The following is a 19609-nucleotide window of genomic DNA, read 5'->3' on the forward strand; positions in this document are numbered from 1 at the left end:
CGCGCCGGTCACAGCCACGGAGAGCCCCGCTGCACCTCAAGGGCGGCTCGGTGTCGTCGTCGCCTACCAGGGCTGATCACGAGCTGGGTCGGCGGTGCGGTCGGCACTGGCAAGCAGCGGCTCGTGACTGTCCCCGGCAAAGATGCATCCCCAGACGGCCGCGGCCGGATCCGCCAGGAACGCCGCTTCCCACGTCACCGCCACGACGAGCCCAGCAATCAGCGCCTCATGGTCAGCCTGGTTGAAGCCATGTAGCGCGTCCTCGACCTCAATCAGCATCCGCTGTACTCGCGGCCGATGGGCGGTGACGATCCGCACCTCGGGAAACGTCGCGTACTCCCGCCTCCAACTGCCCGAGAGATAGAAATGCGCATAGCGCCGCAGCTTGAGCCCGTAGCGCCGCAACTCCGCCGTCCCCCGATCGACTTCCAGATAGATCCAGCGGCACCGGCCATCCACGGCAACCTCTGCGATGGCGTCGGGGTGCACCGTCCGCCAGCTCCGCCCCACCTGATATCGCACCCGCGCGTGCGGGTCGGCCCTCCACTCGCGCAGGGTGGCCCCGGGATCGGCCTGACAGGCCTGCCGGATCGCCAGCATGCAGCGGTTGACGGCCAGTTGGTGATTCACGTAGCGGGGCTCCAGGGCCTCGGGCCCGGCGACCGTCGGGATGTCGGCCAGCGGGATCCCGGCTAACGCCACGAGCACGTCGGCACCCGCGGCGGAGAGACCGTAGACGTAGCCGCTGCGGCCGCCCCCAGCGCCCCCATGGAGGGGCTCGGCCCGCACCACCCACCCTTTGCGATGCAACCGCTGCAGGCAGATCTCGCAGGTGCGCCGCGTGGCGGTCTCAAAGGCCAGGGCCTGGACCTGAGCGGCCGTCAGCAGGCGATGGGTGAAGAGCAGGCGCAGCACCTGGAGCTGCCGGGATCCCACACGGACGCGCATCACGAGATCCGATACTGCCGAGGGCGTTGGGAATGGCGCAGACGCCGGATCTGCCGGGGCTTGGACCCCGCGGGAAGCGACAACGTGAGGCTTGGGGACGCCAGGGGTCGTGGGTATGGCGCAGTCGCTGGAACTGCCAGAGCTCGGACCCCACGGGAATCGGGAACTTGAGGCTTGGGGATGCCAGGGGTCGTGGGTATGGCGCAGTCGCTGGAACTGCCAGAGCTCGGACCCTGCGGGAACAGCAAGCTCGCGGCTTGGGGATGCCAGGGGTTGTGGGTATGGCGCAGTCGCCGGAACTGCGAGAGCTCGGACCTCACGGGAATTGACAGCTTGAGGATTGGGGATCCCAGGGGTCGTGGGTATGGGGCAGTCGCTGGAACTGCGAGAGCTTGGACCCTACGGGAATCGGGAGCTTGAGGATTGGGGATGCCAGGGGTCGTGGGCATGGGGTAGTCGCTGGAACTACGAGGGCTCGGATCGGCCGGGAACCCGTACCCCCAGGACGAGGATCGAAGAGGACGAGGAGTGGGGGTACGGGTTAACAGTTCCACGAAGCGAAAGGTCACCAATGCTTGACGAATGCGAAACATTGGGCCTCGTCCATCAGGTTTGGCGGGAGGCCGGTGCACGGCCCAGACGTTCGCGTCGAGCGCTCGGGCCATTCGAAACGCCTTTCGAGCACGCTATCGAGCCACCTATCGCAACGTCATCCGATGGGTCATCCGAATGGCTGGCGCCGCGGTCATGCGCCCCCTCTCGGGTTGGGATCCAGTCCGTCCAACGGCTCCGACGTGCCCACTTTGACGCCGGTCGTGGTCGAAGGCTCGGGCGGTGTGGCAGGTTTGGAATTGGCTTCCTTGGTCTTTCGGGAGGCGTCCTTAGGCGGCTCGCCGTAGCGCTCCGCCACCAGCGCCTCGATCCGCGCCCGCGGCTTGCCCACCTGCTGCCGGCACTGGTCCCGCACTCCGTCGGCCGTCACCGGGTCACCGGCGGGGATGGGCACCACCCGCGCCTCGAACGGGCGCGCCGGCCGATTGTCCACGAGCGTCGTGATCGCCATGTGATACGCCGGCAGCCCGTCGAGCTGCTGGCGGGTGAACGTCGGCACCATCTCATCGACGAAGTGCCGCACTTGTGCCCGCAGGCCTCCAAACACCACGTGCGTGCGGGTGTTGATCAGCACGCTGTCCAGGATCGGCCGCAGCCGCGGATGGCCGGGGTTCTGCGTCGCCACCGTCAGTCCCACCCCGTAGCTGCGCGAGCGCTCGAAGAACGCCGCCATGTCCCGGCCTGTGTCCAGGAACTCCTGGAACTCATCGAACACCGCGAAGAACGGTGGCCGGATGTCGACTGGTCTTCGCAGCACCGCCTGCCAGAACTGGGTCACCAGGATGCTGCCCAGCAGCCGGGAGCCCGCCGCTCCCAGGGCAGTGTCGGCCTGGTCCAGGTTGGCCAGCACGATCTTGCGGTCGGCCAGCGCCCCGTCCCAGCCCACCGCCGAGCGCGGCTGCACCAGGATGTTGCGCACCCGCGGGTCCTGCACCAGCATCGCCATCCGCCGCAGCGCTCCGCCGAACGTGAGCTCGAACTGCCGCGTCGAGGTGCGGTCCACCTGGTTCTGCCAGTAGGACCGCAGGAACGGGTCGCTCACCTGCGGCAGCAGCGTTTGCCGCCAGTCCCGATCGAAGAACAGCCGCTCCAAGTCCAGCATCGAGGGCTTGATCTGGGGATTGGCGGCCAGGGTACGGAAACCGTAGGCGAATGCCTGGGACATCGACGTGCCCCAGTGCAGGTCCTCGCCCTTCACCAGCTCCTTCATCATGGTGTAGACGGCCCCGGCCACGCGTTCGCCCTCGGCCGCATCCCGGACGTCCAACGGGTTGAGCGCCACCGGCCACTCGGTGTCGGCGAAGTCCAGCAGAATCGTGTCCCTGACGCGACCGGGCGGCACGGCGGCGAGCAGCGCCTCCACCAGGTCGTCCTTCGGATCAAGCACAAGCAGGCCGTAGCCCTGTTCCATGACCGAGCGCGCCCACCAGTACAGAAAGGTGCTCTTGCCCACGCCCGTGGGACCGACCACGAGCACGTGCTTGAGGGCGTCGTGGGGCTTGATGCAGGCCCACTCTTTACCCGGATGCTCGGTCATGCGTCGCCGCTCTGCCCCAGGCGCAGGTCACGGCCGTGGGGCACGTCGCCGTAGCGGCCGCCCCAGCGCGTCCAGACCTGGGTTCCGACAAGAGTCTCGAGCTCGACCAGTGGCCGGCCGGTGAGCGCGTGCGCCTCGGCCAGGCTCACCACGAAGCTGGCGCCCGGCCACCAGTCCTGATCCAGGAAGCAGCGGTCGAAGCGCTCCTTGCGCCAGGGGCGGTGGGGCACGAGCCAGTTGAACGCGCCGCGGGTGGGCTCGAAACAAGCCAGCAGCAGGTCAAAGCGATCCTCGGCCTCCGCGCGGCTCGGTGCGTGCAGCCAGAGTTGGAGCTGCATGGTGAGCAGCGGGCTGTGCGCCTTTGTCTCGGCGGCCCGGGCCTGGGCCTGCATCTCATGGGTGGGCTCACGGCGCGTCGGGTGGTAGTCCTGGCCGGTCATGAGGAAGGCCAGCATCTCTCGCAGCGCGCTGCCGATCTCGCGCAACACGGTGCGTCCCAGCCCGCCGCCCGACAGTCGCTGCCCGGCGCGGAGTTGGGCGACGCAGCGCTGGGCCTCGCGAGCCCGGCGTTCGCCCGCCCGCGCGACGAGGAAGCGCACCGCCACGCGTTCGCCCGCCGTCTGATGGGCGAGGCCGCGGTCGAGCAGGACGACCGGGTCCTGGCTGAAGTCGTGGCGCAGCGGCAGCGCCCAATGCTGCTTGGGCACGAGGTAGGCGCGAATCGTGTGGGGAGTCGGGATGTCCCGGTTAGGCGGGGTCATGCATTCATCGGCGAGCCCGCCCCGCAGGGCGGCGCGTGCGGCGAACGTCGCCGCTCACGCGTCGGGACCGTCGCCGGGATTCGGTCCCGTGGCGCTCGGCATCTCGCCGCCACCACCACTCCAGCGCGTCCAGACCTGCCGCTCGCTGAGGGTCGCCAGCACCAGCCGCGGCAGGCCGGTGAGGACACACGCTTCATCAAGGCTCACCACCAGCGTCGCGCCCGGCCACGATCGTTCCCCGGCAAAGCAGCGGTCGAAGCGCCGCCGGCGCCACGGCTCGTGCCGGCGCAGCCAGTTCCGCCAACTCGCGCACGCGTCGAAGCCTTGCCGCAGCCGCATCATGCGGCCTTCGGCTAGATCCGGCGTCGCCGCCTGCACCCAGAGATGAATCTGCATGGTCAGCAGTTGGGCGCGGGCTTTCTCCTCCACCGCGGCTGCGTGCCGTCGCAGCCGCGACAGGGACGTGCGCTGGCGTACGCCCCACCAGAGGCTGCTGCCCAGGTGGCGGATGCGCCCGCCCAGAGTGTCCGGCGGCGCATGCCGCTCGGCCCGCAGGCGTTCGGCCTGGGCACGAAAGTCGCGCACGGTGGCCGCGTCCGCCGGCTCGATGATGAAGCGGACGGCCAAGCGCTCGTCGGCCACAAGGTCCGCGAAACCCTGATCGAGCAGGGCGTGGGGATCCCGGACTCTGGCATGGTCGAACGGCAGGGCGCAGCCATGCGCTGGCTTCAGATAGGCCCTAATTGCGTGGGGTCCCGGGGTTCCGCGGCGAAACTTCCTCATGCCCTGGACCCCAGCGCCACGCGGGCCAGTGGCTCGGCTTCACAGAGTCGAACTCGACAGATCCGCCATCCAGGTGCTGCAGGCCCTCGGCCTTGTCTACGGCTGGAGCGAACTGCACCGCCCGCGACATGCCGTGTGCCATTCATCGAGTGAACTCCTTGGCGGGTCGGTTCGCAACCGGTCGTTTGGGATGAACTCAGGCCGTCCACCGGTCGGCCTTCGTCTGTCACAGCCAACCGTAGGGAGGAACGGCGCCTGGCGGAATCCAGGTTTCCGTAATTCGTCCGAGCGAGCCGGTCGGCGCCGATTGGTGGCATCGGGTACCTCTGACTCCGGAACCCTCGGCCCGGCGCCCTCTCGGATCCAGAACAACAGGCGGGTCGAGGATCGGGAGCAAGATATGGCTGGTGCGAGGGTCACGGTGAGCCTGGGTTCCATGCATTACCACCCAACTCAAAGGCCGTGCCCGAATCTTTGGTGTCTGGAAGCGTGAAAGGCCTGCGAGGCGGCCTTTCGAACATCCCGCCTAGGTCCTACAGGCCCGCGCGCGTATCCCATTCGGCGACGACCTGTGACATGCCGCCGCTGCCAATCAGACCGGTCGTGGGATCGCCACCATCCCGGGTACCTTGCGCCGCCAAACCAGGTTGAGTGACTTGCACCGGCCGCGTTTTGCGTCGCAGGCGGCCAAGACGCCTAGCTCTACGGATGATCCAACGGATCTTGGTGGTTCCAGACAGCCTGCACCGTGGATTCTCCCATGTCGGGAATCGCGTGGTAGCTTTTGGCCCGACCGCCTGCCGGGATTGGCGGCGTGAGACGCGCCCCGCCAGCCGATCCACTGCCGCCAGCAACTGATGCGCTGCGGCCTAGCCAGGGGCAGGTTCGACGCCAGCAAAATGCCCAACTGATGCAGCCTGAGCAGCAACCGATCTTGCGGCAACTCGCAGTAGACCGTCACTGATAGCCGGAAGCTAAGAAAGACTGATCTACACGCCTCTGCACCGCCCACACATCGCCAGAGGAATCATTCCGCCAGACCGCAGGTCGTCCGTCACCTGCATTCGCCTTCGACCCCGTTGTCCGCATGGCTGAAATCTACTGGCTATTGCTCAATGCGAAACACCTTCAACACCTCGTCGCCCAGGTTATTGATCACCTTCACCGCGATGCGGCCGGACTCCGGCCGGGGGAAGGGCCGCGAAATGTCGCTACGCAGCGTCGCCCAGGCGTCGGCGTCGATCTCGGCCTTCAGCGTGGTCTTCAGCGCCTTGTAGGGATCGTTCGCGCCCAGGAAGTAGGCGTGGCGCACGAAAAAGCTCTCCGAGTCGTAATCGGTGTCGATGAACCAGCACGCGATGCCATCCGTGTCATCGCTGCGCACCTCGCCGGTGCTGGGATCGAACACGTCCACGCCGTTCACCTTCACTTGGACCTGACCGTTGGCGGCGTCCAGCACGTCGATGTCCGGCTCGCCGAAGATCACGAACAGGTTGCCCTGGCCGGTGTTCTTGAGCTCTCCCGCCATGTGCAGATCGGCGTTCATGCGGGCCTTGAGGACCGGGATGCGGCCCAGCTTGTCGAACTCGGTGGCGTGGGCCTCGTAGTTGAAGGCGCAGGCGATCAGCAGGTCGAAGCCCGCCTCGGCGGCTTCGAGCGCGGCTTCCACCAAGTCCTGGCGCTGCACCGTGCCGAACTCGGGGCCGATGAAGACTCCGGCGCGCCGTTGCGGACCCGACTCGTCGCCTTCCTGGTAGCGCCCCTCGGCGCACACGTGACGGCCGGGCCAGGGAATCAGCGAGTCGAACTCGATGCGGTCCTGCTTGTGCGCCTGCTGCACGCCGGCCGTGCGCAGTTGGTCCAGGATGATCGCGGCGAAGTCCTGCGGCTCGCCGTAGTGACCCGGCGTCTCGGCCACCCGGTCGATCAGCTCGCCGTGCTCGTCCACGCCCAGCATGCGGTGCGGCGATAGGCTCTCCACGGTGAACGGCCCGGCCACGCGCACCGTGCGCTTGTCCTCGTAGGGCTTGTCGAAGAGATACTCGAACTCGGCATGGGCGGCGATGGAGGCGTCGATCGCTTCCTGGCGGGCGATGCGGGCCTCCCAGAAGGCGGCCAGCGGCTCGCGGGCGGCCGCCGGCCAGTCTTCCGGCGCCTCATGCGGGACTTCCCACTCCAGCAGGCTGCTGGCCGGCGCGGACTCACCAGAGGGCAGCGTAACTTCCGTACCGCTGGGCGCACTTAAATCAATTGGCTCGCCTTCCCGTCCGCCGGTAGGTGACGTGTAGGGGGTCGGGTGTCCACGAAGCGTCTGGTTCAGGTCAGCCAGGGCGGCTTCCACAGCCGGCTGCAGCCGGTCCCAGATCACGTCGATCTCAGCGTTGTTGGCGATGTCCCTGAGCATGATGTGGGGCACACGCTCGCAGACAAAGCCCTGGCGAATGTCGCCGTGGGTTGCGCCTAGGGGCGCGCGATCGGAGGTCTGCACGATGTGCCGGCCGCTGATTTCGGCTTCCTTGCGGCGGCCGTCCGGGCTGTCGGAGAGCAGATACCAGGGATATCGTGCACCCATAATTCGGGTCCGCGCCAATGCCAACGCAACTCGCGACGTGTCGATGGTGATCCAGCGGCGCCCCCCCTGCTCGGCCACGTACGCCGTCGTACCCGAGCCACAGGTGGGATCTAGGACCAGATCGCCGGGGTCGGTGGTCATCAGGAGGCAGCGTTCCACCAGCTTTTGGGAGCTTTGAACTACATAAATCTTCTGTTCAGAGAATCCCGTGGCCAGGACATCGCTCCAGACATTAGCAATCGGATATACCGAGAAATCATCCAAGAATCTCCGATACATGAGTGAATTGCCGATAGGCTTGAGCCGATGGGCTCGCCCGAGGCGTGACAACCCCAGCAGGCTAGTCTTCCACCCTCCTCTAGCCACCCGGAACCGGTTCCCGTTAATTGATGGTTCAAACCTTGTAGTCGCGCCCCCGGACTGGCTAGCCAGATTGTCGGCGGCAAAGACGCGCCCATTGGGCTCACGGCCCCTAGCAATTCGCGAATCGCTGAGATCAGACATCAGTTGCCATACGTATTGGGAAGTTCCTACTTGACCGAGCTGTTTGGGTCTATTGAGCTGTCGATACTTCAGTGACTCCTTGCTTCTGGCATACCAAACTACGTAGTCAGCAACGCCGGCCAGATACCGAGACGTCTGGCTACTGGTCTTTAGGACGACGATATCTGCGACGTGATTGTCCTGTCCGAAGACCTCATCCATTAGCGCCCGCACGCGGTGGACGTTCTCATCGCCGATTTGCACGAACACCGAGCCGGGTTCGGCGAGGAGATCCCGCGCCGTGGTCAGCCGGTCGCGCAGATAGGTCAGGTAGGAGTGGATGCCGTTGCGCCAGGTGTCGCGGAAGGCCTTGACCTGCTCCGGTTCGCGGGTGATGTGGGCGGTATTGCCGTCGCGCACGTCCCGGCTGGTGGTGGACCACTGAAAGTTGGAGTTGAACTTGATGCCGTAGGGCGGGTCGATGTAGATGCACTGCACCTGGCCGCGCAATCCCTCGCGCTCCGCCAGCGAAGCCATCACCTGCAAGGAGTCTCCCAGGATCATGCGGTTCGACCAGTTGGCCTGGTGCTGGTAGAAGTCGGTGCGGTCGGCGCCCTCAGGCAGTCCGTTGAAATCGGCGAAGAAGTCGAGTTGCGCCCCTTCGCGCTGACCGATCTTTCGCAAGTCGTCGATCAGCGCCTTGGGCGAGACTTTCTCCTGGATGTAGAGGGGCGGCGCCTGTGTCACCAGGTCTGACCAGTCGGCTACGTCCTTGCCCCGCCAGACCAGCTGCGGGTCCAGGTCGGGGTTGCGGCGCTCGAACGCCGCCTCGATCGGATGCCGCTCGTCGTCCTTCAGCAGCGGCTGATGCTCGGCGCTGGGAATGTTCGGCCTCGCGGCCGCCTCGTGCGACAGCGACTCAACCTTGAGCGGTTGCCGCGTCCCGCGTCTACGCGCCATGCGCCGTCATTCCGCCTTCCACTTCATCGAGCAAGGCGCGCAGGCGGGGCAACATGGTGGGAATCGCGTCCTGAATGATGGTCCAAATGACGTCGTTATCTACGCCAAGGTATGCATGAATGATGCGGTTGCGGGTTCCTATGATCGCGCTCCAGGGTATCTCCGGATGCGCGTCGCGAACGGCTCTTGGGACATGCGTTGCCGCTTCTCCGATGAGCTCGATGTTGCGAAGGCTGGCGTCGTAGGTCAACTCGGCGGCGACGAACGCTGCCTGGTTCAAGCCGTTGGTATAGGACGTGACCTTTTCGCAGAATTCGATCATGTCCCGCACGTAGAAATCCCATCGGCGCGGTTCGGCATCGACGTCAGACATCGACGGCTTCCGCTTCGACATACGGGCGTAGCTCGCGGCGCAGCGCCTTATCCGTCACCAGGTCGACGGGGCGGCCCAGGAGATCCTCGATATAGAACTGCGTACCAAAATAGCGCCGCCAATCCGCCGGCCCATCGAAGCTGACCAGGATGTCGATATCGCTGTCGTCCTCGGCCTGATCGCGGACCGTGGAGCCAAAGAGCGCCAGTGAGGTGACGCCGAACTGCTCGACCAGCACGGGCTTATGCTCGCGCAGCAGCTCCAGCGTTTCCTCTTTGGTCATCTGCGCGCCCATGATCCATAGCCTAGCGGCTGGATTCCCTTGAGGCGCGCGGTGCGGATCCGAACCACGCCGCGGGCGGGCGGGCCGGCCATCTCGTGCGTCAGCGATTCGACCTTGAGCGGTTGCGGTCTCCTCGTCATCCAGTCCTAGCCTCTCTGAGCGCTCGAAGCAGGCGCGAGGCTTGCGCCGGTCCGCACAAGGACTTCATTCAAGCTCGCCGTGATCGCCTCGTCCAACTCGTCCCCGAGCGCGTAGACGTCTCTGAGCTCCAGAAAGTCCCACCGACCGAAACTCTCCAGGCTATTGACCCCCGGGATCCAGTCGGTGTCCATCGTCGCCTTCTTCTCCTTGGCGTCCTCCCCCCGGTAGCCCTTGATCTCGACGACCAGGCGCAGCAGGTCGGCTTCCCCGTGACCGTCGTCCACCAGCAGGATGAAGTCGGGGATGTAGCGGCGACTGGTCGATCCCATCTGGTAGGGAACTTCCAGACCAAGACCCTGGTTCTTGACGTAGGCGCGCACCAGCGGGTGCTCCTCGACGACGCGGCAAAACTCGGCCTCCCATTCGCTGTCGCAGATCGCCCAGTTGACGTGGCAGCGGCGAAAGTCTGTGCGCCACCGAATCGGCTTCGAGGTGGTGAACCTGACGTGGCGGGTCGAGCCGGCGGGGTTGTAGGGATCGAGGATGGCCTTGACCGGGTTCTCGCCCTGATGCGAACGGGTGATGGCGCGGGTGATCCGTTCACAGGCCATGTCGGCAAGCTCCCGGTGCATCAGCTGCGCGGGATAGGTCTTGCCCCGGCACACCAGGTGCTCGTTCAGCCAGCGGCGCGTGATCTGCCGCAGTTGGCCAAAGAGATGCAGCTTGGGCGCCTCGCCCGGGTCGCGCCACTTGGTTTCGAGCAGCCGCCAGGTGAGGTGGTATTCCAGCGCGGCCCGGCGCATGCTGCCGAGGTGCTCGACGGTGAGATTCTCACTCTCACCGATCAGCCCTTGAACGAGGGTGTCGGTCGGACCCACGAGCTCCGGCGTGAGTACGAGGGTCGAGTCCGCCGTGAAGTCGGCGTCCAGGCGTTCCCGCGGAAGCTCGACGCGGTAGCCAAGCACGCGGGGAAAGGAAATCTCGCAGTCGTCGCGCTCGGGTGAAATGGCCTGGACCTGCACCGTCTCGCGCGGCGGTGGTGGCTTGATCACGACCGGTTTTGCGGTGAAGTCGAAGGGGATGCCCAGCACGTCGGCGTATTCGGCGTTCAGCAGCCCCAGTTCGTTCAGGTCGTAGGACTGCCGCCGCAGCGCGCGGCCCACCGCCTGCTCGCACAGCAGCTGCGTGCCGAACGCGCGCACGCCCAGCACGTGGGTCACGGTGTTCGCGTCCCAGCCCTCGGTGAGCATGGACACCGAGACCACGCAGCGGATGTCGCCGCCCAGTTGCTCATGTTTGCCCACGGTGTTCATGACCTCGCGCAGCAGGTCCTCGTCCGTCACATGGTCGGCCCGGCTCCGGTCGCCGGTGCGCTCGACGATCTCGCGCCGGAATCGGTCGACCTCGGCGGCGGCCATCTTGCGGAAGTTGGCATCCAGCGCGTCGCCGGATTCGAGCTGCTCGCTGTCGATGAGCAGGGTGCGCGGACGGGCCAGCCGCTGGCCGTTGTCGTCGAAGTTGCGGAACAGCTCCAGGTGTCCGTTCCGCAAGACCTGCGAGCCGTCATCCTGCTCGTGGTGGAAGCCGGAAATGTAGTCGTAGACGAGCTTCGACGTCGCGGTGTTGTTGCAGACGATGATGAAGCACGGCGGAACCGGAATGTTGGCCTTCCGCCAGAGATCGAACGTCTTGGCGTAGTGGCCGTAGAGGGCCTGCAGCGCGTTGACGAGCTCAATGGGGAGCGAGAGCGGATCGAGGTTCGGCATCGAGCGCCGGTTGCCCTTGGGCATTTTCGGGCCGATGTGCTTCCAGAGTTCGCGCAGCACGGGCATGTCGCTGCTCGGCACGTTGTCGGCGACCGGCACGCGCGGGAGCTTGACGATGCCGCACTCGATGGCGTCCATCAGCGAGAAGTCGCTCATCGTCCAGGGAAAGAGCGTGCCTTCGGCGTAGCCCGAGCCGCGCAGGAAGAACGGCGTGGCGGAGAGGTCGACTACACGCCGCAGGCCAAGCCTGCGGTCCACGGCCTCCAGCCCCGAGATCCACATTCGCGCGGCCTCGTCGTTTCGCTTGGCCTCGCTCAGGTCGTCGCCGGTGAGCTTGCCTTCGTCGTCCGCCTCCTCGGGCCGCCGCCGGTAGCAGTGGTGCGCCTCGTCGTTGATGGCCAGGATGCTTCGCATGTTCATCAACTCCGGCATGACCCGCTGGAGCATCTGGCCTTCGGTTTCCGTGGTCTGCACCTCGGCGCCGGTGCGTCCCTGCAGCAGATCGCGTCCGCCCTTGGAGATTTCGAGGGTCTCCCGCAGCTTGAAGGCGTGGAAGTTGGTGATGACGATCTTGGCTCTGTTCAGGTCGGCCAGCATGTCTGATGGGACGAGCTCGCGGTCCTTGTAGTAGCTGTCCGGGTCGTGGGGCTGGAGCACGCGCAGCCGGTCGCGGATGGTGATGCCCGGCGTGACCACCAGGAACCCGCGGGTGAAGTTGCGGCTGTTTGGCCGGCGCACGGCGTTGAGCGTCTGCCAGGCGATCAGCATCGCCATCACCGTGGTCTTGCCCGCGCCGGTGGCCAGCTTGAGCGCCAGCCGCGCCAGACCGGGATTGGCCTGCTCGTTGGCGCCCGCCAGGTGGTCGATGAACCTCCGCCCGTCGCGGCTGCCACTCGGTGCGACCTCGGTCAGCCAGATGAGCGTCTCCATCGCCTCAACCTGGCAGAAGAAGGGCCGGAAGCTGCTGAACTGGTGGCTGCGCCAGTGCTGCAAGAGCCGGGCGGTCTCCGGCGTGACGCCCCACTTGTTGGGGTCGGGAATGAGGCGCCACTCATCCACCCGCTGCCGCAGGCTCGCGATGATGGGCATCGGGTCGTACTGCTGGTCCTCGCTCGACAGGCCCTCGCCTTCGTCGAGGACCATCTGGCGCTGCGCCGAGCGCTTGCGCGGAGCGGGGACCGGCGTGACGAACTTGGCGGCCCGGCGGCCCTGGACGATGCGGTTGGTCGGCTGCCCGTCTTCGTCGAGCTCCCAATGCTCCCCCGGATAGTCGTAGGGAGAGTTCAGAATCGGCTGCGCGAAGAAGTCGGGCATGGTCGGTCGCTAGCTGGCCTCGGTTACTTCCCAGTAAAGACTGCCAGGGCTGATTTGAGCAACTCCAGATCAGCTACTGAGTCAAGCAGCAGGCGAAGGCGGCGGGCTTCTCTTGCACGAGACGCGGGCCGTGCGGGCGCGTGGCGGCGATGGCTTCACGTTTCACCTGCAACACGTGATTCCGAAGCATCGCTGCTGGAATCGGACTGCCGAGACAGCCGCATGGGATGGTGTTATCGACCTAGGAAACCTCTGAACAACTGGGGTGCCTGAGCACCAGGGTGCTTGGGCGGGGCCGGAATCGCTGCCCGGGGCGCTGCGCCAGCTCGACCCCGCCGTTCAAACCCCGCCCGGGGCCGGGTTCGACCCCGCGCAGGGCGCAGATCACCCCCCCTTACGCGGGTGCGGCGCGTGTCGCCAGCAGCAGATTGACGAACCCGAACAACAGGCACAGCCGGGTGCGGTTCTTGGCCAACCCGCGATACCGCACCTGCCCATAGCCGAAGTGCCGCTTCACATACAGGAACGGATGCTCCACCTTTGCCCGGATGGAGGCCTTGCGCTGCTCCGCCTCGGCGGCGGCGCTGCCCGGCGGCAAGCGCCGCCGCTGCCCCCGGCGTAACGCCACCTGCCAATCGATCGCCCGCCCCCGATGCTCCGGGCGCCGGGCTACCCCCTCGTACCCCGCGTCGCCCCACACGCGCGTCTCGGCGCCGTGCAGGAGCTGCGGCACTTGCGTGATATCCGCCACGCTGGCCGCCGTCGTCGCCACGCTGTGCACCAGCCCCGTGGCGGCGTCCACCCCGATGTGCGCCTTCATCCCGAAATACCACTGCTGGCCCTTCTTCACCTGATGCATCTCCGGGTCCCGCGCTTGGGCGCGGTTCTTCGTTGACGCCGGCGCGTCAAGAATCGTCGCGTCCACGATCGTCCCCTCCCGCAGCCGCAGGCCCTGCGTCGCCAGGTGCTGGGTGATCTCCGCCAGCAGCCCCGCGTCCAGGTCGTGCCGTTCCAGCAGGTGCCGGAAATGCAGGATCGTGGTCTCATCGGGCCGCGGGTCCCGCGCCGTCAGCCCCACAAATCGCTGTACCGCCACGCTGTCGTAGAGCGCGTCTTCCATCGCCGGGTCGCTCAAGTTGTAGAACAGCTGCACGCAGTGAATCCACAGCAGCAGGGCCAAGGGATACGGCGGCCGCCCGCGCTCGCCGGTGGGGTAGACCGGGCGGATGAGCGCTTCCAGCCGTGCCCAGGGCAGCAGCGCGTCCATGCGCTAGAGAAAACGCTCCCGCCGCGTCTGGCGCGGTTGGCCGTCATACCCCACGTCGGCAAGTGAGCGTAGCGCAACCATCGGCGCCCTCCCCGGATCGTCGGCACGCATGAGCATCGACCCCGCCCATAAGCCGCCCCCGGATTAGACCAGAGCTTTCCTTAAGCTCACCACGGCGCGATGCCCGTCATCTGCCAGTGCAAGGAACTACCGCACTGGCGGTGGAGACCTTCGATGTTCGCCACATACTCGGCACGACCGAAAGCCGTAGACGTTCCGAGCCAGTGCGATCCCGTGGGCTAACCATTCCCATCCAGTTAGCGCCCACACGTGACAACATGGCAGCTGCCTTGCCGCGCCGTAGCGGAGCGGTCGACTCAATCCACGCACACCTAATGAGTCGCATCCGTAGAGACTACCGTCTCGCGAACGCCACTAGCCGGATGCCCTATGCATCCCACTATCGCTTTCCAACGATCAGCCCCACTTAGAGCCTGTCAGGAAGGCACCAGGCAAGAGCCATGTTCCGTGAGTGCTGATCGGAAATTGTTCATACTCACACCTAACGCTGGCTAACAGGACCCTGCTAAGCATGGTTCTTAGCTTCCTAACTTTGTATTCCGTCAAAATGACCCAGGAAAATCCTGGCAACAGTCCAACTGCGGTCAGCGCTACTCCGTATTGTACATCCAGCACTATAGATTGAGGTAGATTGTCGATTCCGGCGGCCAGGAGTGTCCAAGTTAGGCTCGCCACCGCTATCGCAAGACCGCCGGGCACAAAATTCGACCAAGTGAGCCGTATGGCAGTGAGGGTTATCTTTTGCCTTAAGCTCAGATCAGGGACGGAATCCCGATCTAGCGATATACCCATATCCTCCGCCAGAGAATCAACTCGTTGCTCAATAGCATCAAGTCGTCTCCCAATCGACGCCATCCATCTAGCGGCCGGCCACCAAATGACATAGTACCAGCCGAGAGCAACAATCTCTATTGCTATCATAAAGCTAGCGCCACTAGCCAAGATGGAGGCGAACAGCAAATCCGGCGAATCCTGTCTGATGGCAGCAATTAGCCCCACTATTCCACCCACTAAGCCAATGAGAAGTAGCCGCACATAAACTAAAGTATACATTAGCCTTCTCGCCTCGACTTGTTCCTGAGCTCCAAATATTCGACAATTCCATATATAGATTCGGCAATTACAATGAATGACCCACTTGCGACGGCAGAAATCTGTGCGAAGAGTATTAGAAGGTCTGCCGTCTGGTCTGCAATGGACTCCATCAGGTCGTCTTGGACAGTAAGGCTGATGATGAAGTCTGTAAGTTGACTCAATGCCAGCAGGACTATTAGCAGCACAGTTGACTGCACGAGGCTCGCTATGCTGCGTCCGACACGGCTGCGGTCAAGCCGTCCCCAGAATTCCAGGATCACTTGCACTAGGTCATACGTCGTACTCTAAGGCAGCACGTTTAGCGCCACCACAATCGCTCCAGGGTAACCGACAACGGTTGATAGTTGACCGCGTTCACTCTGGTATGGATTTCGTGCCCTTATACAGTGTCCGGCGGGCCCCGACTCAGGCGTCCGTGGCTTTCCAGGAGATTAGCGGGGCGCAGGTTGGAGATATGCGACCCCACCGAACTCCGGCCCGGCCACGGCAATCTACGCCAAGTCAATCCTAGCATCGGCGGTTTCGACCTTCGTGCGCCACGTGCCAGCGGCCAAGGCGACGAGCGGTTCCTCGCGGCTCACGCCTTCGACGAGCACGACCTCGCTCGGCCCTCCCCGGAGGTAGGGCGGCCGATGGCAGAAGGCGTGTTGCTGCGCCGCGCGCTGGGCGAGTTCACCTATGCCGACAGTGCGCCACTCATCTCGCTGGCGCTGACTGCCATTGCCGCGCCCGCCTAGGATTCCCGTCCGCAGATCTTGGTCGCACAGCCGAATGTCAGGCAGCTCCGGCGCCCGGATGCCGCTATGGAAGAGCAGGTTCAAACTCGTCCGCCCGCGCGCCCGTAGACTGGTCGGGCCCGTCAGGGTGGCCACCAGCCCCTAGCATCCCTCGGGGGAGATGGGCACGATTGGCTTGGTAGTTGGCGCGGCGGCCTAACCGCGCCGGCTCCTGCTGTTTCGTGCAGTCCTCGCGCGCGAGCACAGGGGGCGAAAGCCCGCAGCACGCCCGGGCGGGCTGGTGGTGTAGTCACTGAGCCGACCGCCGGCGCGGACGTTGCGTTGATGGGCGAAACACAGATGCTCGCCCTTGGCGTGAGCCACATAGTCTCCCGCCTGCCGCAGGGTAAAGTCGGAGAAGGTTGGTACCGCAGCCGTCGTCGCCCAGCGCAGGTACGACGGCAGGACCGAGCGGGAGTTCTCGATGGTCGTCGGGGACGCGCCCTTCGCGGTCAGCGCCGCTAGACAGTGTTCCAAGGGTGTTCGCAGCGGGCGAGTCGCGAAGGTCGGACCTGCCCAGCATCGGGGTGCCTACGCGTGTCTGTGGTCGAGTAATTGTAGGCTGCGCGGTGCCGCGCCGCCGACCGCCGCGAGCGGACCAAGGCATGCAGGCACAGCCCGACGGGCGCCGACAGGCACGCCATGAGTGCGGCGCTGTCCAAACACCCCTGCAGCAGACCTGGAATATCCCCGCTCGCCTGTTCCATGGCCGCCTCCGATTGCCACCTGGCATGCGCCAGCGAAGGAAACCCGCTTGTCGCGTCGGCCACCGCGAGCTACGTTGCCTTCGGGTGGGCAGCGGGGCCCACCCGATGGACGGGGGCGCCGATGCCGCGCATGCCACGCCCCACGCTGGCTGCCATCACTAGCGGGATCCGCACTATCGCCGTGGTCGTGCTCGTCGTCGGGGCGCTGGTCATCGCGCCAGCGGCGTGTGGGAACGCGGTGCCCGCTGCCGAGGCGCCAGCACTCATCGTGCTAGCGGGAACGACGGTCCGCCTCGGGGATGTCGTCCCGGACGACGTGATCGCCTACTACTGGGAAACAATGTCGCCAGCGGAGCGCGAGCGCGTGGAGGCCCCGTCGCTCGACGCGCTTCGCGACTATCACGTGACGGGACCGGCCGCGGTGCCGTACTTCACGTCCAGTTCGCCCGCCGAAAGCTCAGAGACCGTGCGGATCGTCACGGACCTCCGTGAGGTCGAGCGTCGGTTGGCCAATGCACGCGCGGCGTACCCGTCGGGCGACATGCGTCGGCGGGCCACCGAGGCGGTCATCAACGCGCGAGTGCCAGCCCTACACATTCCGTCGGGCACGACCGTGCGCATGGGAGATGTCTTCCACGACGAACTCATCGTCTACAGCTGGGAACGCTTCTCGCCGGCGGAACGAGAGAGCATGCGGCAGCGCAACGGGTGGGAGTCGCTTGATGACTTTCGCGACATCCGCTACACGGGACCGGTTTTGGTACCGGCCGTCGCGGGAGAAATACCCGTAGTGCCCCCGGATACCGGCCCCTGCGACAACATCATCGTCAGCAAGGTGGTGGTTGAAGTCCCGGTCAGCGGCGATGACGACACGGGCCACCACTCCCCGCCGCTGCCCGAGTACACCGCGCCCGAAGTCGGTGAGCGCCTGGTTAGCGTGCCGGTTGAAACGGCGGAGCCATGCGAGGTCCCCCCGAACGCCATCGGGCGTAGCGTCAAGCCGGATGAAAGCACGGTCATCCCCTCCGACTCCAAATCATCGGAAGGAGACGCAGATTAAACTCGCCACGCCGACCGCCGTCGCTATCGCGGTTTCCACTCCCCGTCCTGATCATGATCGCCGCTGGGTTCGACTTCGAGTTCGCTCAGAACGAGTCCCAGCGGCGCGAGCTCATGGAAATGCTCAGGGGCTACGACTTTCAGACCTTGTCGAGGGTGCGTCAGACACAATCAACGCAATCGAGCCGGAGACATTCGTCGTGGATGTCAGCCAGCACGTCTCGGGCGAACCCGGAGAGAGAGTGACCGTGGTGCTGAGTCCTGGCGTGTGGGAGGAGCTGGGGGGCGGGACTGACGACCAGCCCGTGTCGCTCACCAGTCAGGGGCGTCCCTTCGCCATGAGCTGAACGGACTTCCGGACCGCGATCAGCGTCCTGCCCCTCGACCAGCCGTGGTCGGTGGACTTCCGGTGGCAGTCGTTCACGGGCACCTATGCGAGCAGCTAAGAGGCTCGACACGCTAAGACGTTGGGCGTGGATGACCTGACTGCCCGTGGGGCTCGTCGTCGAGGGGCCATGGTGTGGCACATGGTGCGGATCGACCTGCTGATTTGGGGAGCGAGTCCGGCGTACTTGGCCGCCCCTTTAGGCCATGTTCGGGAACGGGTACCTCAGGATCGCTACCAGGGTCGTTCGCCAGGTCGTGCTCGCTAACGGGATGGGGCGCGAGGATCATCTCGTTACCCTGCCCCTAGGCACGTGGCGAGAGACGGTCACAGCGCCAGATTTCGGCATGAGGACGGCCCGAATTAGCAGCACCGGTGAGCACCGCAGCGACATCCGTTGGGGCATCGCAACGTTCGACGGTGCGACACGCGCTCGGTCGGCAATCCTTGTGGTCGGCAACGTTGACAAGCTCTACGTCACGCTTGTCGGTCAAGGATTCCGCATTCACATCAACGCCAGTCACGACGACTACTCGTGGTCGGTGGCCCGGAAGCGCTTCGCGCACAAAGTACTATCCGCACGCATGTCGGGACTCACTCCAAGCAGCGAGGCACTCAGTGTGAACAAGGTCAATCTTGCGCAGGCCGAGCCCGTTGCGGACGCTAAATTGCCTGCCAATCCGGGCTGCTATGTCCTCGCCGCGGGGCCTGAAGCCGTGAGAGAGCTTGGCCTTACTCCTCGTTCTGATCCCGTGGTTCTTTACGTGGGGAAAGCGGAAACCGGCGTTCGGGCGCGCGTATCCCGAACGCATTTGGTCGAGAGTCGCACTGGTAGCTCAACGCTCCGGCGCTCAATCGGCGCTTTGTTGCGCAAGAAGCTGGATCTGAATCCGCAACCTCGATCCGAGAAGCCCAGAGATTCCAAGCGGTACACCAACTACAGATTCGACGCCGCGGGCGAAGAGAGGCTGACCAAGTGGATTGCCGCGAGGGTTCGTGTCATCGGCGTTGCATCTGCTGATCCTTGCACGACTGAGGCTGACTTGATTGACCAACTGCGCCCCCCACTGAACCTTACGAAGCTCGGTGGATGGAAGAATCCTGACAAGAGAATGATCGAAACCAAGCGGAAGGAGTGCGCGGCGCTCGCGCGTCGTCACGGCGATCGTCGGTAGACGTTGCCAGCCCACCCTGACGCAGCATCCTCGCGCCGGCACCAAAGACGAGACGAACGCGGCGGTCGCCCCCTGCAGGGATCGTGCACGGCCTCCCAGTCGCTACTGGGCGGATGCTCCTCGTCAGCGGGTCCGCGCGCAGCAACTCGGCCGACTGGTGCACGTCGCGCCGGTCGGTCTTCACCCGGTCGCCGGGCCAGTGCGGGATCAGCGCCGGTGCAGTCCCCGACACGCAAAGTCTTCGGCCTGCAGCTGGCGCTGCACTGTGAAGCCCGTCGGCCCGGCCTCGTGGCCCGCCACGACCTGACCCTCGGCGTCGCATCGTCACTCCTGAGCCAGCCTAGGGAGATCTCTCCCTTGTCGGGGCCTCCCGTTCGGGCCCTTTGAGACCTGCACAACCACCGCAGCGGCGGCGATTGCCGAGGCCGAAAGACCCTCCGAAGTAGAACGCCAAGTCCCCGCCGGACCCAACTAGGTGTACTGACCACAGAGGTGTGAGACACGGCTGACGGGTGGGAGACCGCCCAACGA

11 protein-coding genes and 1 pseudogene are annotated in these 19609 nt (G+C 65.3%); 3 read left to right on the top strand and 9 right to left on the bottom strand.

The annotated features are described in order from the left end of the window. Positions 1-63: 63 nt before the first annotated feature. The 9 genes and pseudogenes from OXG79_05990 to OXG79_06030 form a co-directional block, all read right to left on the bottom strand. Positions 64-948: a replication-relaxation family protein gene (locus OXG79_05990; protein ID MCY3783318.1), complete on the bottom strand. Its 885-nt coding sequence runs from the start codon at positions 946-948 to the stop codon at positions 64-66. 745 nt (positions 949-1693) lie between these two features. Beyond that, entirely contained in the window at positions 1694-3097 is a 1404-nt protein-coding gene (locus OXG79_05995) for a type IV secretion system DNA-binding domain-containing protein (protein MCY3783319.1), read from the bottom strand. Next, the gene (locus OXG79_06000; GenBank protein MCY3783320.1) at positions 3094-3858 is read right to left on the bottom strand and encodes a hypothetical protein; all 765 of its coding nucleotides are present in this window, start codon (positions 3856-3858) and stop codon (positions 3094-3096) included. Before OXG79_06000 ends, OXG79_05995 begins: the two co-directional genes overlap by 4 nt. Before the next feature lie 54 nt (positions 3859-3912). Continuing rightward, positions 3913-4641 (bottom strand): hypothetical protein, encoded by a 729-nt coding sequence (locus OXG79_06005; GenBank protein ID MCY3783321.1) that lies wholly within the window; start codon positions 4639-4641, stop codon positions 3913-3915. A gap of 1105 nt (positions 4642-5746) precedes the next feature. Further along, positions 5747-8656, bottom strand: a complete 2910-nt coding sequence (locus tag OXG79_06010; protein MCY3783322.1) for a site-specific DNA-methyltransferase — start codon at positions 8654-8656, stop codon at positions 5747-5749. After that, positions 8646-9029: a DUF86 domain-containing protein gene (locus tag OXG79_06015; GenBank protein MCY3783323.1), complete on the bottom strand. Its 384-nt coding sequence runs from the start codon at positions 9027-9029 to the stop codon at positions 8646-8648. The genes OXG79_06010 and OXG79_06015 overlap by 11 nt, the downstream gene beginning before the upstream one ends. Further along, on the bottom strand, positions 9022-9312 hold the full coding sequence (locus OXG79_06020) for a nucleotidyltransferase family protein (protein MCY3783324.1): 291 nt from the start codon (positions 9310-9312) through the stop codon (positions 9022-9024). The genes OXG79_06015 and OXG79_06020 overlap by 8 nt, the downstream gene beginning before the upstream one ends. A 146-nt stretch (positions 9313-9458) precedes the next feature. Beyond that, entirely contained in the window at positions 9459-12533 is a 3075-nt protein-coding gene (locus tag OXG79_06025) for a DEAD/DEAH box helicase family protein (GenBank protein MCY3783325.1), read from the bottom strand. Positions 12534-12927: 394 nt separating this feature from the next. Beyond that, a pseudogene (locus OXG79_06030) lies at positions 12928-13881 on the bottom strand (IS5 family transposase). Positions 13882-16580: 2699 nt separating this feature from the next. On the opposite strand from OXG79_06030, the gene OXG79_06035 reads away from it, so the two are divergent. The 3 genes from OXG79_06035 to OXG79_06045 all read left to right on the top strand — a co-directional run bounded on the left by OXG79_06035 (position 16581) and on the right by OXG79_06045 (position 19078). Continuing rightward, the gene (locus OXG79_06035) at positions 16581-17519 is read left to right on the top strand and encodes a hypothetical protein (protein MCY3783326.1); all 939 of its coding nucleotides are present in this window, start codon (positions 16581-16583) and stop codon (positions 17517-17519) included. Positions 17520-17718: 199 nt separating this feature from the next. Then, entirely contained in the window at positions 17719-17865 is a 147-nt protein-coding gene (locus tag OXG79_06040; GenBank protein MCY3783327.1) for a hypothetical protein, read from the top strand. Positions 17866-18250: 385 nt separating this feature from the next. After that, on the top strand, positions 18251-19078 hold the full coding sequence (locus OXG79_06045; GenBank protein MCY3783328.1) for a hypothetical protein: 828 nt from the start codon (positions 18251-18253) through the stop codon (positions 19076-19078). Positions 19079-19609 lie beyond the last annotated feature (531 nt).

The organism is Chloroflexota bacterium, assembly GCA_026706485.1.
Taxonomy (GTDB): domain Bacteria; phylum Chloroflexota; class UBA11872; order UBA11872; family UBA11872; genus JAJECS01.